Annotated in this window: 11 protein-coding genes; 10 read left to right on the forward strand and 1 reads right to left on the reverse strand. The window is 46.0% G+C overall.

Features of this window, described 5'->3' with window-relative positions:
• Window positions 1–348: 348 nt before the first annotated feature.
• From murG to lpxC, 7 genes are all read left to right on the forward strand, one after another.
• The gene (gene murG / locus AC1P5O_RS14595) at window positions 349–1446 is read left to right on the forward strand and encodes an undecaprenyldiphospho-muramoylpentapeptide beta-N-acetylglucosaminyltransferase (protein ID WP_004647235.1); all 1098 of its coding nucleotides are present in this window, start codon (window positions 349–351) and stop codon (window positions 1444–1446) included.
• 12 nt (window positions 1447–1458) lie between these two features.
• Window positions 1459–2907, forward strand: coding sequence for a UDP-N-acetylmuramate--L-alanine ligase (gene murC, locus AC1P5O_RS14600; protein WP_004647236.1), 1449 nt, complete (start codon window positions 1459–1461; stop codon window positions 2905–2907).
• A gap of 57 nt (window positions 2908–2964) precedes the next feature.
• Complete coding sequence (locus tag AC1P5O_RS14605; protein WP_004647237.1) at window positions 2965–3894, forward strand: D-alanine--D-alanine ligase; 930 nt, start codon at window positions 2965–2967, stop codon at window positions 3892–3894.
• A gap of 2 nt (window positions 3895–3896) precedes the next feature.
• On the forward strand, window positions 3897–4751 hold the full coding sequence (locus tag AC1P5O_RS14610; protein WP_004647238.1) for a cell division protein FtsQ/DivIB: 855 nt from the start codon (window positions 3897–3899) through the stop codon (window positions 4749–4751).
• A gap of 70 nt (window positions 4752–4821) precedes the next feature.
• A complete protein-coding gene (ftsA, locus tag AC1P5O_RS14615) occupies window positions 4822–6084 on the forward strand; it encodes a cell division protein FtsA (protein ID WP_004647239.1) in 1263 nt (420 codons plus the stop codon).
• A gap of 159 nt (window positions 6085–6243) precedes the next feature.
• The gene (ftsZ, locus tag AC1P5O_RS14620) at window positions 6244–7437 is read left to right on the forward strand and encodes a cell division protein FtsZ (RefSeq protein ID WP_004647240.1); all 1194 of its coding nucleotides are present in this window, start codon (window positions 6244–6246) and stop codon (window positions 7435–7437) included.
• A gap of 126 nt (window positions 7438–7563) precedes the next feature.
• Window positions 7564–8466 carry a UDP-3-O-acyl-N-acetylglucosamine deacetylase gene (gene lpxC / locus AC1P5O_RS14625; protein WP_004647241.1) on the forward strand — a complete coding sequence of 301 codons (903 nt, stop codon included), beginning with the start codon at window positions 7564–7566 and terminating at the stop codon, window positions 8464–8466.
• A 99-nt stretch (window positions 8467–8565) separates the two neighbouring features.
• Here lpxC and AC1P5O_RS14630 read toward each other — a convergent pair whose 3' ends face one another.
• Window positions 8566–9006 carry a DciA family protein gene (locus tag AC1P5O_RS14630; RefSeq protein ID WP_004647242.1) on the reverse strand — a complete coding sequence of 147 codons (441 nt, stop codon included), beginning with the start codon at window positions 9004–9006 and terminating at the stop codon, window positions 8566–8568.
• 107 nt (window positions 9007–9113) lie between these two features.
• Here AC1P5O_RS14630 and AC1P5O_RS14635 point away from each other — a divergent pair, with 107 nt between their 5' ends.
• The 3 genes from AC1P5O_RS14635 to AC1P5O_RS14645 all read left to right on the forward strand — a co-directional run bounded on the left by AC1P5O_RS14635 (window position 9114) and on the right by AC1P5O_RS14645 (window position 14845).
• Window positions 9114–9797 carry a M23 family metallopeptidase gene (locus AC1P5O_RS14635; RefSeq protein WP_004281322.1) on the forward strand — a complete coding sequence of 228 codons (684 nt, stop codon included), beginning with the start codon at window positions 9114–9116 and terminating at the stop codon, window positions 9795–9797.
• A gap of 327 nt (window positions 9798–10124) precedes the next feature.
• Window positions 10125–12827, forward strand: coding sequence for a pyruvate dehydrogenase (acetyl-transferring), homodimeric type (gene aceE / locus AC1P5O_RS14640; RefSeq protein WP_005261554.1), 2703 nt, complete (start codon window positions 10125–10127; stop codon window positions 12825–12827).
• A 2-nt stretch (window positions 12828–12829) separates the two neighbouring features.
• Complete coding sequence (locus AC1P5O_RS14645) at window positions 12830–14845, forward strand: 2-oxo acid dehydrogenase subunit E2 (RefSeq protein WP_121979731.1); 2016 nt, start codon at window positions 12830–12832, stop codon at window positions 14843–14845.
• Window positions 14846–15086 lie beyond the last annotated feature (241 nt).

A 15086-nucleotide genomic window follows, 5' to 3' on the forward strand; every position in this document is an offset into this window, starting at 1 on the left:
TGAGAAAGCCCATATAAATGGGTAATGTACAAGTTGCTGTAGAAGCATGTTTAGTTCGTCTGATCACAGATACGTTATAAACTATTGTAATACTTTTTTGAATCCGTCAATGCGTAAGTCCTATATAATGAGAAAATCATTTAAAATTGCTATGATATGTCACTTAAGTCGAAGGAAAAGTGCAGACCTTATAAATAAAACGAGTCTAAACTTGGAATTTGCATGAAAAAAACAATTAAAGCCTTGTTGAAATAAAGTAAATAAACTTTCATGGCCTGAGGTTTGTGATTACAATTGATTACTTAAATCAGATTTCCTGCTCCATTTTTTGAATTGAAGAATTAAACCGTGACCGAAGCTCAGCAAAAACAGCCTAAACATGTCATGATGATGGCCGCAGGTACAGGTGGACATGTGTTTCCAGCGTTAGCTGTTGCCAAAGATTTACAACAAAAAGGTATACAGGTTTCATGGTTGGCCACGCCCGTAGGCATGGAAAACCGCCTGTTAAAAAACCAGAATATTCCCATTTATCAGATCGATATTCAAGGTGTGCGTGGCAATGGTTTTGTGCGTAAAGCCTTGGCGCCTTTTAAAATTATGAAAGCCACCTTAAGTGCCATGAAATTCATGAAACAGCTTCAGGTCGATGCCGTGGCAGGCTTTGGTGGTTATGTGGCAGGCCCGGGTGGTTTGGCTGCGCGTATCTTAGGTATTCCGGTGCTGATCCATGAACAGAATGCAGTTGCCGGTTTTACCAATACCCAATTGTCGCGTGTGGCAAAGACGGTGTGCCAGGCTTTTCCAAATACCTTTCCGGCCCAAGATAAAGTCGTGACTACGGGTAATCCGGTACGACAGGAAATTAGCGAAATTTTAAATCCATCCTGGCGTTATCAGGAGCGTGACAAGGCAGGATTGCCCTTACGTATTCTGATCGTTGGTGGGTCTTTGGGGGCGCAAGCCTTAAATGAACGGGTTCCGGAAGCTTTAAAGCAACTCAATGTGCGATTAAGCGTCTATCATCAGTGTGGGCAAAACCATGCCGAGGCGACCCGGGCACGTTATGAAAATGCACCGGCCAGTCTACAAGTTGAAGTACAGCCTTTTATTGAGGATATGGCCAAAGCCTATTCTGATGCCGATCTGGTGATTTGCCGTGCCGGGGCTTTGACCGTCACTGAAATTGCCACTGCCGGGGTGGCTGCGATTTTTGTGCCGCTTCCAAGCGCAGTGGATGATCACCAGACGGCCAATGCCGGTTTCCTGGCCAATATCAATGCGGCAAAGATTTGCCCGCAGGCCACGATGACCCCGGAAAGTTTAACAACATTATTAGAGCCGATGCTGAATCGCCAGCTGTTAATGGAAATGGCCGTGAAAGCACGCCGACAGGCTCAACCCGATGCGACTCAACATGTGGTCCGTTTAATTCAAGAATTGTAATCCGAGTAAACTATGTCTCCAACAACCCCAGCTGAACAAGCGAAAAAGTTAATCAAAGTGCCGGAAATGCGCCGTATCAAACACATTCATTTTGTGGGGATCGGTGGCGCAGGCATGTGTGGTATTGCGGAAGTGCTGAAAAACCAGGGCTATAAAGTTTCCGGTTCAGATATCAAGGCATCCAATACCACCGCACAGCTGGAAGCGAATGGCATTAAAGTCTATATCGGACATACTGCAAATAATATTAAGGGCGCCAACGTGATCGTGGTTTCTACCGCGATTGATAAAGAAAATCCGGAAATTAAAACCGCGATTGAAAACCGTATTCCTGTGGTTCGCCGTGCGGAAATGCTGGGTGAACTGATGCGTTACCGCCATGGTATTGCCGTTGCCGGCACGCATGGCAAGACCACCACCACTAGCCTGATCACCTGTATGCTGGCTGAAGAAAACATGGATCCAACCTATGTGATCGGTGGTTTGCTGAACCGTACCGGTATGAACGCAGCCTTGGGCGCCAGCCGTTATATCGTGGCCGAAGCCGATGAGTCAGATGCTTCTTTCCTGCACCTGGAACCGATGGCTGCCGTGGTGACCAATATTGATGCTGATCATATGGATACCTATGGCGGTAGCTTCGATGTCCTGAAAGATACTTTTATCCAGTTCCTGCAAAAACTGCCATTTTACGGCTTGGCTGTAGTCTGTGGTGATGATGCCAATATCCGTGAAATCATGCCGCGGATTGCACGTCCGTTACTGACTTATGGCTTCAATGAGGACAATGACATCCGCGCAGTAGATGTTGATCAGGATGGCATGCAAACCCACTTTACCGTATTGCGTAAAGAGCGTGAGCCATTGCGTGTAACGGTCAACCAGCCAGGTTTGCATAATGTGCTGAATGCCTTGGCCGCGATTGGTATAGCAACCGATGAAGGTGTGTCTGATGCTTCAATCTGCCGTGCACTGGAAGGTTTCAGTGGTGTGGGTCGTCGCTTTGAGGTTCAGGGTGAGTTTGCGATTGAGGGCGGTGACGTGAAACTGGTGGATGACTATGGTCATCATCCAAAAGAAGTCGAAGCGACGATTAAAGCTGCGCGTCAGAGTCATCCGGACCGTCGTCTGGTAATGATGTTCCAGCCACACCGTTATAGCCGTACCCGTGACTGTTTTGATGATTTTGTGGAAGTGCTTTCTACTGTAGACCAGTTATTGTTGCTGGATGTTTATCCTGCCGGTGAAAAACCGATTGTCGGGGCGGACAGCCGTACTTTGGCCCGCAGCATTCGCTTACGTGGTGAAGTCGAGCCGATTCTGGTTGATGCGACGGACGGCAACCTGAATCAGATCATGAGAAAAGTATTGCAAGCAAATGACTTGTTATTAACCCAGGGCGCAGGTAATGTTGGAGCAATCTCAGTCGAACTTGCACAAAATCACTTATATATAAAATAGTCATCTTGTGTGACTGAATTGAATTGACCAGATTGAAAAAAGTTTAAGGATATAAACGTGTCAAATGCTTCAAAATTCGGAAAAGTTGCCGTGTTGCTTGGTGGTAAATCTGCAGAGCGTGAGGTTTCTCTAGACAGTGGTACGGCGGTACTTGAGGCATTAGTGCGTTCAGGGGTCAATGCGGAAGCGTTTGATCCTCAGGAGCGTAGTGTCACAGAACTGGTAAATTATGATCGTGCTTTTATTGTATTGCATGGACGTGGCGGGGAAGATGGCCAGATCCAGGGCGCACTGGAATGGTTAAACGTGCCGTATACCGGTACCGGTGTACAAGGTTCTGCGATCGGCATGGACAAGGTCAAGACCAAGCAGGTCTGGCAGGGTTCGGAATTGCCGACAGCACCGTATCGCATTGTCACCAAAGACTCTGATGCGAACGACATTGTTAATGCTTTAGGCTTGCCTTTGATTATCAAGCCGGTACATGAAGGTTCCAGTATCGGCATGAGTAAGGTTGAGAAAATTGAAGATTTTGCAGAAGCAATTACCAAGGCAACTGAACATGATGCTGTGGTGATGGCAGAAAAATGGATTACTGGTCGTGAATATACCATTGTGGTTTTAAATGGTCAGGCGCTGCCGGTGATTCGTCTTGAACCGCCTCAAGATGTTGCCTTCTATGACTATGAAGCGAAATATCAGCGTAATGATGTGCAATATGGCATTCCATGTGGTTTAAGCGAAGCTGAAGAGCAACAGTTAAAAGCCTTGAGTTTGCGCGCATTCCAGGCAGTCGGTGCCAGTGGTTGGGGCCGGATTGATGCCATGCAGGATGAACAGGGCAACTTCTGGTTGCTTGAAGTCAATACCGTACCGGGCATGACCAGTCACTCACTGGTGCCAAAAGCGGCAGCTGCAGTCGGATACAGTTTTGATGAGCTGTGTGTCGCGATTCTGGAACAGACCTTGACTGGTTCGGCACACTAAATATGGCTCAACTTCCTGTTTCCATGCGCCGTAAACGTGCTGCGATTACTTCAATTCACGACAAGCCGCCGACACGCAAAGAAAAGCTGACCAATTTTGGTGGCTGGTTATTGTTGTGTATTGCGGTATTGGTGCTGGCCTTTGGAATATTGGGCTTATATAAAGTCATGACCAATAGTGACGTGGCAGAGCTGGGCGTGATAGGTACGCGCTCGGCTGCTGAACAGCGTCAGGTTATGCAATATGTGTCACCGATTGTGACCGAAAACTATTTTACTTCAGATCTGGAAGCGATCCGCGATCGTACTCTGGAATTATCCTGGGTGGATCGGGTCGTGGTGTCCCGAGCCTGGCCAAATGGCATTCGGGTGCGGGTGATGCCGCATCATGCAATTGCACGTTGGGGGACAGGGCGTTTATTGAGTGACAGTGGTGTTATTTTCACTGAAGTCATACCCAAGAATTATCAGGCATTACCGTTGCTACATGGGCCAGCGAGCCATGCAGAAACCATGATGCGTCGTTATAATGAAATTAATCAGTTATTTTTGCCACAAGGCATTCGTCTAAAAGAATTATATCTCACCGAGCGAATGACCTGGTTTATGCAGTTTGATTCGGGTTTAAGAATAATTGTGGATAAAGACCAGACTATGAGCAAATTACAACGCCTGAGCCATCTGTCTCAGAGCGATTTAAAGCCGGTCTGGTCTAAAATTTCGGCCATCGACCTGCGTTATCGCAATGGATTGTCGATACAGTGGAAAAATTCAATTCCGCCTAAAATTGTAAATGGACATTTTATTGTAACCATTGATGACACGGGCGTTGAGAATAAGGTAACAGTAAAGCCATAATGACCGGCTTTAAAAAATAGAGGCATTTAAAGCCATAAATCTAACAAACACGTAATGGTAGTAGTGAATAATGAGTGAAGCTGTTCCCTCGGTTGTGGCGATTGACATTGGGACACACAAAGTTTCAGTTTTGATTGGCAAGGTACACGCGCCAGACAATATCCAAGTGATTGGTATGGCCACCGCTCGTAACCGAGGCATGAGTAAAGGGAAAATTGTCAGTCTCGATAAAGTTATTACTGCAATTAAAAATGCCGTTCAAGAAGCAGAAGATATGGCGGAATGTCGTGTACATTCTGCCTGGGTCTCTATTCCAAGTGCCGAATTAAAAAGCTTTTATGCTTCAGGTCGCACCTCGATCGACAATAGCGAGCATGCGATTACCACCAGTGAAGTGGTGCGTGCACTGGAATTGGCCAAAGCCAGTCATTTGACTTCAGATCATTATCTGGTCAGTGCTGTGCCTCTGGGTTTTGAGCTGGACGACTCACCGGAATGGGTGTTAAACCCGATTCGGATGTCGGCACATAGCATGACCGGACACTATCATTTGATGATGCTGCCGATCAGTACCATGCAGAATATTGATCGCGCCCTGAAAGGTGCCAATATTGGTGTAGAAAAAATGGTGGTGTCGAGCTTGGCTACTGCTGAAGCCAGCCTGCTGAAAGACGAAAAAGAATATGGCGTATGCTTAGTAGATATCGGTGCCGGCACGACCAATGTTGCAGTGTATGTGGATGGTCGTTTGGCCTTAACCCATACCTTCCAACGTGGCGGTGAACATGTGACCCGTGATATTGCAGCAGTATTGCAAACCACGACCGAAGAAGCTGAACGTCTGAAATTATTGTATGGCTGTGTCGACCTGAAAGTGGTCAAGCCTGACCATATGATTCAGTTCCAAGGAATTGACGGGCCACAAACCATCAGCCGGATTGAACTGACTGAAATTATTATGGCTCGTTATGAAGAAATTCTGGGTCTGGTACGTGATGAGCTGGTGAAAAATGGTGCCATCCAGGGCTTGTATCATGGTGTGGTATTGACCGGTGATGCCAGTCATATCGAAGGGATGGTGAGTTTTGTTCGCCGTACCATGGGGGTCTCGGCGCATTTAGGTAATCCGCCGACTCAGGTGTATGCAGACGAACAACATCAGGCTGCTTTACGTCGCTCGCAATATAGTACGGTGGCTGGCTTGCTGATGTTTAGTCAGAGTGATACCCAGGACACGATTGTGGAACAGGATGATGTAGAGCGGTTGTCATTGGCTAAGCGGGTCAAAAGAGCCTTGTTTGGCTTTAATGACACCCTGAAATCAATCTTTTAAGTCGATTTTTATTGTGAATATTGTTGGGAAGATGTAGTTAATCGGGCTTGTACTTGACAAGTGAACGCATGAGCAGCATTCTTAAAAACAATTTTATTAAGATTAAGGCAGTATACGGGCTTAGTGACTGCCAATTATGAATTAGGAATTTTATAGGTCATGGCCTCATTTGAATTTTTCGAAGACGATCATAGCGATAGCAATGGTCAAGCCCGTTTCACTGTATTTGGTGTAGGTGGTGCGGGTGGTAATGCGGTACAACATATGTTGCAGTCCGATATCCAGGGCGTAAAATTTGTTTGTGCCAATACGGACAAACAGGCATTGGATCGCATGGAAGCCGAATTTAAAATTCAGCTGGGCGAGCAAAGTACCCGTGGTCTGGGTGCAGGTGCAAATCCGCAAGTCGGCCAGACCGCAGCAGAAGAAAGCCGTGAACTGATTCGCCAACAGCTTGAAGGGACCGATATGGTCTTTGTAACTGCGGGTATGGGCGGTGGTACCGGTACCGGTGCAGCGCCAGTGGTTGCTGAAATTGCGAAAGAAATGGGTATTCTGACCGTTGGTGTCGTGACCACGCCATTTAACTTTGAAGGCAAACGCCGTCTACAGTCTGCTGAAAAAGGGATTGAAGCGCTAGAGCAGCATGTAGACTCATTAATCATCATTCCAAACCAGCGTCTATTGAAAGTCTTCCGTGATATTTCAATGAAAGATGCCTATAAAAAAGCGGATGATGTATTGTTGAATGCAGTACGCAGTATTTTTGATTTGGTAGTCCGTCCTGGCCATATCAACCTTGACTTTGCTGACTTAAAAACAGCCATGAGCACTCGTGGTTATGCCATGATGGGTGTCGGTCTGGGTCGTGGTGAGAACCGTGCACGTCAGGCTGCTGAGCAGGCAATCCGTAGTCCATTACTCGACAACGTGACTATCATGAATGCCAAAGGCATTCTGATCAACGTGACTGGTGGCGATGACGTGACTTTCGGTGAAATTGAAGAAATTACTGATGTCGTGAACCAGATTGTCGATTTAGATGAGGGTCAAGTGTTCTACGGTACCGTTTTTGATCCGGATGCGCGTGATGAAATCAGCGTGACTGTGATTGCAACAGGTCTCACCCGTCATGCAGCGGATTCAGTTGAACCGACCAAACGTACTAATGTACAGGCAACTCGTCCAGCAGCAGCTGCACAGGCTGTGGTGGAAGATGATGATGTACCGGCAATTCAGCGTCAGCAGCATGAAACAGGTGCAGCAGCGAATCCAGCGGCGGCTTCAGTTTCTAGCCCGCGCCCAACGCCAATGAGCATTCAGGATTATCTTAAGAATCAACAGCGTAAATAACATGTAACATCATGTGTTTAGCTAGATTAGACAGGAAAGGTGGCTTTTAAGCCACCTTTTTGTTTTTTATCAATAGCCAAATATGCTAACGTATAGCGGTTTTATAGATGAACAGATGATAAAAGCATGTTGAAACAACGTACCCTGAAACGTGTCGTGAAAGCGAGCGGAATCGGTCTTCACAGTGGGCAAAAAGTCATGATTAACTTTGTGCCGCACCATGCCGATGGGGGAATTGTGTTTCGTCGTATTGACCTGAATCCGCCAGTCGACATTCCTGCCGATGCCATGCTGATTCAAGAAGCCTTCATGTGCTCGAACCTGGTTCAGGAAAATGCCAAAGTAGGCACCATTGAACATGTCATGAGTGCGATTGCTGGTCTAGGCATTGATAACCTGATTATTGAAGTGTCGGCCTCTGAAGTCCCGATTATGGATGGCAGTGCAGGTCCGTTTATTTACCTGCTCATGCAGGGCGGTTTGCAAGAGCTGGATGCCGCTAAAAAATTCGTCAAGATTATTAAACCGGTTGAAGCACTCATTGATGACAAACGTGCCATTTTTAGCCCACATGAGGGCTTTCAGCTGAATTTCACCATCGATTTTGATCATCCTGCCTTTAAAAAAGAACATCAGTCCGCCAGTATCGATTTTTCTACTGAAACCTTCGTTTATGAAGTCAGTGAAGCGCGTACCTTTGGGTTTATGAAAGATCTGGATTATCTCAAAGCCAATAATCTGGCGCTGGGTGCCAGCCTGGAAAATGCCATTGGTGTAGATGAAACCGGGGTCGTTAATGAAGAAGGTTTACGTTTCTCGGACGAATTTGTACGTCATAAAATTCTGGATGCCGTGGGTGATTTATACCTGCTCGGGCATCAGATTATTGCCAAATTTGATGGTTATAAATCTGGACATGCCTTGAATAATCAACTTTTACGCAATGTGAAAAGTGATCCAAGCTGCTATGAAATTGTAACATTTGATGACGAAGCCAATTGTCCAATCATGTATGTGAATGTGACATAAGTCATTGTGTTTGTGTCTTTATGTTTTTGTTATTGCTTTAATACTGTGATACACATCACATAATGTTTGCTTTTTAATTTATTACATTTGATTGCTATGTTACTTTTTATTGCTTGCCAAACGTAGTAAAGCTTGGCTAAGCTTAGGGTCGCTTATAAAGTCAGCAGCACTACGAAGTAATTCCTGTGTTTCTGCATTTAAGGCTCTTTCAGGTGTTGCTGAAACAGGTGATGTTTGCGAAGGATTCCGCAAGCAAACTTGAAGTTTAGTGAGATCTGTTAATTCATTTATTTGAGAGAGTTGTGAAATGTATTGCTTTTGAAGATAGGCCAATTGACTGATCATGGCCTGGTTTTCACCGGTAATCGTTAACACACCATTTTGATAGCAGACAACTTGCCAGCGTTCCGGTTGGGGCAATAGCGGTTGTACGAGTTTCGTAAGTTTCTGCCAGGCAGCGACTTGTGATGAGAGAAACGAAAAGTTTCCTGTTTTTATCTGTTTTCTTGTTTGTTGAAAAACGTTGACAGGTTCCGACATACATGATTCCTACATATTTATGTCTTAATCTTATGCGCTTCTTTTAGTGGATATCAAGGATAGAGATCTTCAAGGAACTCGATTAAAGCAGTTTAGAGAGGTTTTTTATGCATATGCGACGTATTTTGTTGGCATTTTCTTTATCAGTTTCAGCGGCTTCGGTTGCGTTCGCAGATTTAGTCAATCTAAATCAAGAAAATGGTTCAACAGATCGTATCGAGCAATTGACGCGTACTCTGGCACAGGGTGCATATACTCATCCAGATGATATCGATATTCCAGCACAGACTAAATTGAATGTTCAACTTCGTGAGAAACCAGTTGAACTGAACAATCGAACGCTTGCTCAGAAGTATGCCAATACTTCATCCAATAAAGCGGCAGCAAACAGTGCTTATTCTTGGCTAATTTCTCATCCTTTACCTAATTCTCGCGTAAGTTCAAATTACGGTGGTCGTACCATGAGTGGCCGTGCTGAAAATCATTCAGGCCTTGATCTTGCAGCGCCAAGTGGTACACCAATCTATGCAACAGGTCCAGGAATTGTGACCAAATCAGGTTGGGGCACAGGTTATGGTCAATACGTTGAAATCAATCATGGCAATGGCTATTTAACGCGCTATGCCCATGCTTCACGTCTTATTGCACGTGTGGGAGAGCAGGTGCAAGCAGGTGATCATATTGCCAACGTTGGCTGTACTGGTCGCTGTACCGGTCCACACTTACATTATGAAGTAGTAAAAGACGGTCAACGTAAAAACCCATCTACTTATTTGGCCATGTTACCTTAAGTATAGACCTGAATAACAAGAAGCATCTCTATACATAAAAACCTCCAATAAGCATTTTAAAGCGTTTAAACTGCAGGCTCTTCAAGTCAACTTGAAGGGCTTTTTGTTTTATCACTTTTAAGTCTCATATTATCACCAACTATTATAATGATTGTATAATAAATCGCCTTTATTGACTATTTTTTGTTATGTAGTGTAATTATACGTCACCCATCATTTAGTTCCTAAATAGTACTGCTAAATCGCATTCAGCTAAGGCCATACCTGCAGAGGTCTTAAATATGGTACATATAAGACATTAGATTAGGCTTTTAGGAACTGTAGATTATGGCGTTTTATGGCGATACAGACGCGCAAGAAACCCAAGAATGGCAAGATGCATTTGACTCTGTTTTGCAGCACATGGGCACTGAGCGTGCAGCATTTTTGTTAGAAAAACTTTATCAACGCGCAATTGCAAAGCATGTTCCTATTCAGCGTTTAAATACTCCCTACTTAAATACGATTTCTGTTGAAGAACAGCCTGCAATGCCAGGCGACCAGGACATGGAGCGCCGTATTCGCGCGCTGATCCGCTGGAATGCCTTGGCAATGGTATTACGCGCGAATAAAACCGGTGACGATCTCGGTGGTCACCTAGCGAGTTTTGCTTCTTCCGCAACCCTTTATGATGTGGGCTTTAACCACTTCTTCCGTGCCAACAGCGACAGCTTTGGCGGCGACATGATCTATTATCAAGGTCACTGTGCACCGGGTATTTACGCGCGTTCATTTTTAGAAGGCCGTTTGACTGAAGAGCATCTGAATAATTTCCGTCGTGAAGTGGGTGGTAAAGGTTTGCCATCTTATCCGCATCCTTATTTGATGCCGGACTACTGGCAGTTCCCGACCGTATCGATGGGTCTGGGTCCAATCATGTCAATTTATCAGGCACATATCCAAAAGTACCTGATGAACCGTGGCCTGATTAAAGAAGAAGATCGTAAGGTTTGGGCTTATCTGGGTGATGGTGAGATGGACGAGCCGGAAAGCTTGGGTGCAATTTCTCTGGCAGGTCGCGAAAAGCTCGACAACCTGATTTGGGTAGTGAACTGTAACTTGCAACGTCTGGATGGTCCGGTACGTGGTAATGGCAAGATCATTCAGGAACTTGAGTCATTATTCCGCGGCGCAGGCTGGCGTGTGATTAAAGTTGTGTGGGGCCGTCATTGGGATCCACTACTGGATAAAGATAAATCCGGTGCACTGAAAGCAGTGATGGAAGAAGCAGTTGATGGCGATTTCCAGCGTTACCAGGTAAAAGGTGGTGCTTACGCGCGTGAAAAGTTCTTCGGCAAATATCCAGAAGCAGCTGAGTTGGTTAAAGACTTAAGCGACGAAGATATTGATAATCTGAACCGCGGTGGTCACGACCCGTACAAAGTCTTTGCTGCTTATGCCGAAGCATGTACGGCCAAAGGTCAGCCGACCGTGATTCTGGCAAAAACCGTGAAAGGTTATGGTTTGTCGGAAGAAATCGAAGCAGTCAACAAAACTCATCAAATCAAGAAGATGCAAATCAATTCCTTGAAATATGTGCGTGATCGTTTCAACCTTCCTTTCACCGACGAACAGCTTGAAGAAGTACCGTTCTACCGTCCAAGCGAAAATTCCCCTGAATTGAAATATATGAAGGCACGTCGTGAAGCGCTAGGTGGTTACCTGCCTGCACGTCGTAAGGAAAGCGAACAGCTAGCGATTCCTGGACTTTCAGTATTTGATTCGGTCTTGGCCGGTTCAAATGGTAAAGAACAATCGACCACGATGGTGATGGTGCGTTTAATCTCTGCACTTCTTAAAGAGAAAGCGATTAAAGACCGTGTTGTGCCAATCGTGCCTGATGAAGCCCGTACTTTCGGTCTGGAAGGGATGTTCCGTCAGCTCGGTATTTATGCCGCGCATGGCCAGAAATATACCCCGGAAGACCAAGAACAGCTGATGCATTACCGTGAAGCCAAAGACGGTCACATGTTGCAGGAAGGGATTAACGAAGCCGGTGCGATGAGTGCATGGGCAGCATTGGCGACCAGTTATTCAACCAATAACCTGCCAATGATTCCGATGTACATGTACTACTCGATGTTTGGTTTCCAGCGTATCGGTGATATTGCATGGGCAGCCGGCGATGCACAGGCACAAGGTTTCTTGCTGGGTGCAACCGCAGGTCGTACTACACTGAACGGTGAAGGCTTGCAGCATCAGGATGGTCATTCACACATCTTGGCCAATACCATTCCAAACTGTGTCTCTTATGACCCATGTTTCGGTTATGAATTGGCAGTGATCGTGCATGACGGTTTACAGCGTATGTATGTGAACCAGGAACGTGTGTTCTATTACCTGACCGTGATGAACGAAAACTACGAGCATCCGGAAATGCCAAAAGGTGTTGAAGAAGGCATTAAGCGTGGTATGTACTTACTGGAAGAAGATGAAAAAGCCACTGTTCAGTTACTGGGCTCAGGTGTAATCCTGCGTGAAGTGATCAAGGCGGCGAAGATTCTGCGTGAAGAATATCAAATTCATTCAAATGTCTACAGCGTGACCAGCTTCAATGAACTGGCACGTGACGGTATGGCATGTGAAGAATACAACCGCTTGCATCCGCTGGCTGAAGACGTAAAAGAAGCATGGGTATCGAAACAGCTTCGCGGTACTGAAGGTATCGTCGTGTCTGCAACCGATCATATGCGTGCTTATAGCGAACAGATTCGTGCTTATCTTCCAGATGGCCGTCCATTCGTAGCATTGGGTACTGACGGTTATGGCCGTTCAGATACACGTGCCAACTTGCGTAGTTACTTCGGTGTTGATGCTGCCCATATTGTAGTAGCAACCCTGAAAAAACTGGCAGATGAAGGTGAAGTTGATGCGCGTCTGGTAAAAGATGCGATCTCGACTTTCGAGCTTGATACAGATCGTCCAGTGGCTTGGACACCTCAAGAAACCCCATCTGTACATGCTGTTGCTGACTACAAAGAGGAGAACTAAGCATGCAAATTACGACTCCTGATATTGGTGTAGATAAGGCAACAGTGGCCGAAATTCTGGTCAAAGTGGGTGATACGATCGCGATCGATGACAGCATTGTGTTACTTGAATCTGATAAAGCCTCTGTTGAAGTGCCTAGCACTTCAGCAGGCGTGGTAAAAAGCATTCTGGTGAGTCAGGGTGATGAAGTCGCTGAAGGCGCAGTACTGATTGAGCTACAAGCTGAAGACGGTAGCGCTGATGTGGTCGAGCCACAGCAAGCAGATGCCTCACAAAAAACCTCAGAAAATACTCCGACTTCATTACTGGATCAGGAAATCATGCAGGAACTGGCTTCACATCAGCCTAAAGCTTCTGCTGCTCCTGAGGCTCAAACAAGCTTACAAGTGGTTGATGTGCAAATCCCCGATATTGGCGTAGAAAAAGCCACTGTCGGTGAAATCTTGGTTTCTGTCGGTGATGAAATCGAGGTAGATCAAAGTATCGTAGTGGTGGAATCAGACAAGGCGACTGTTGAAGTGCCAAGTACGGTTTCAGGTACGGTGGAATCCATCCAGATTAAAGAAGGCGACACGATCAAAGAAGGTGTGGTCATTCTGAAAGTGAAAACGGCTGTTTCGGCAGCGTCAGCACAGACAGAAGCATCTCAAGCACCAGTTGCTCAAGCGGCCACCCAAGAGAAAGCAGTTGAAGCACCACAAACGCCAGCAGCACCTGCAGGTGATGTTGAAATTGCTGTGCCTGACTTGGGTGTAGACAAGGCGGCTGTGGCGGAAATTCTGGTTCAGGTCGGTGATACGGTTGAAAAAGATCAGAGCATCATCGTGGTAGAATCAGATAAAGCCACTGTTGAAGTGCCAAGCACTACAGCTGGCGTGATTAAAGCCATTCATGTTGAGCTGGGTCAAAATGTCTCTCAAGGCATTGCACTGGTGACAATTGAAGCTGAAGCTGAAGCGCAAGCAGCTGCTGCACCTGTCGTAGCCAAAGCAGAAGCACCGAAAGCAGCAGAAGCACCAAAAGCAGCCCCGGCACCTGCTGCATCTTCTACTCAAACAGTCACGACGTCGGATAATGCTGACAAGCTGACCAAAGAGCAGAATGCCGCTAATTCTAAAGTTTATGCCGGTCCTGCAGTGCGTAAACTGGCACGTGAACTGGGCGTTGTGCTGGCAGATGTCAAAGCATCTGGCCCACATGCGCGCGTCATGAAAGAAGACCTGAAAGCGTATGTCAAAACGCGTCTTACTACGCCACAGGCGGCTCCTGTAGCCGCTGCTGCTCAAGTCGCAGGTCTGCCAAAACTGCCAGACTTTAGCGCTTTTGGTGGTGTGGAAGAGAAAGCCTTGACGCGTTTGCAACAAGTGTCTATTCCACAGTTGTCGCTGAATAATTTCATTCCGCAAGTGACCCAGTTTGATGCAGCAGATATTACTGAACTCGAAGCATGGCGTAATGAACTGAAAGGCAACTTCAAGAAAGAAGGCCTGAGCCTGACCATTATGGCATTCATCATCAAAGCAGTTGCGCACTTGTTAAAAGAAGAGCGTGAATTTGCTGGTCACTTGGCCGATGATGGTAAGTCAGTCTTGCTACGTAACGAGATCCATATGGGTATCGCGGTCGCAACGCCAGATGGTTTGACCGTGCCTGTACTGCGTCATCCCGATCAGAAGTCCATTAAACAGATTGCCACTGAGCTGGGAACCCTGGGTCAAAAAGCGCGTGACAAGAAATTGTCACCGAAAGACCTGCAAGGTGCGAACTTTACCATCACCAGCCTGGGCTCAATTGGTGGTACAGCATTTACGCCATTGGTGAACTGGCCGCAAGTGGCGATTCTGGGTATTTCTCCTGCCACCATGCAACCAGTATGGAATGGTGAAGGCTTTGATCCACGCTTGATGCTGCCGCTTTCATTGTCCTACGATCACCGTGTGATCAATGGTGCAGATGCTGCTCGTTTCACCAACAAGCTGACCAAGCTGCTCAAAGATATCCGTACTTTATTGATCTAAAAAATCATGTATATGCCCTTTATTCTCTCTCTGGGAGAAATATAAAGAGGGTGTAAAGAGAAAACCCTGCTTCGGCAGGGTTTTTTGCTGCTGCATTGAAAAATAATCTATTTGAACCTGAGTTCGATGAAATCCACTTAACCTTTTAGCATATTTTGGAAAGTTGGCTTATTGGGGTTCAAACAATAAGCCACTACAGCAGCCATGATATTCACCATGAAGTTATTTACCGAACGATGAC

This window comes from Prolinoborus fasciculus (assembly GCF_056724605.1).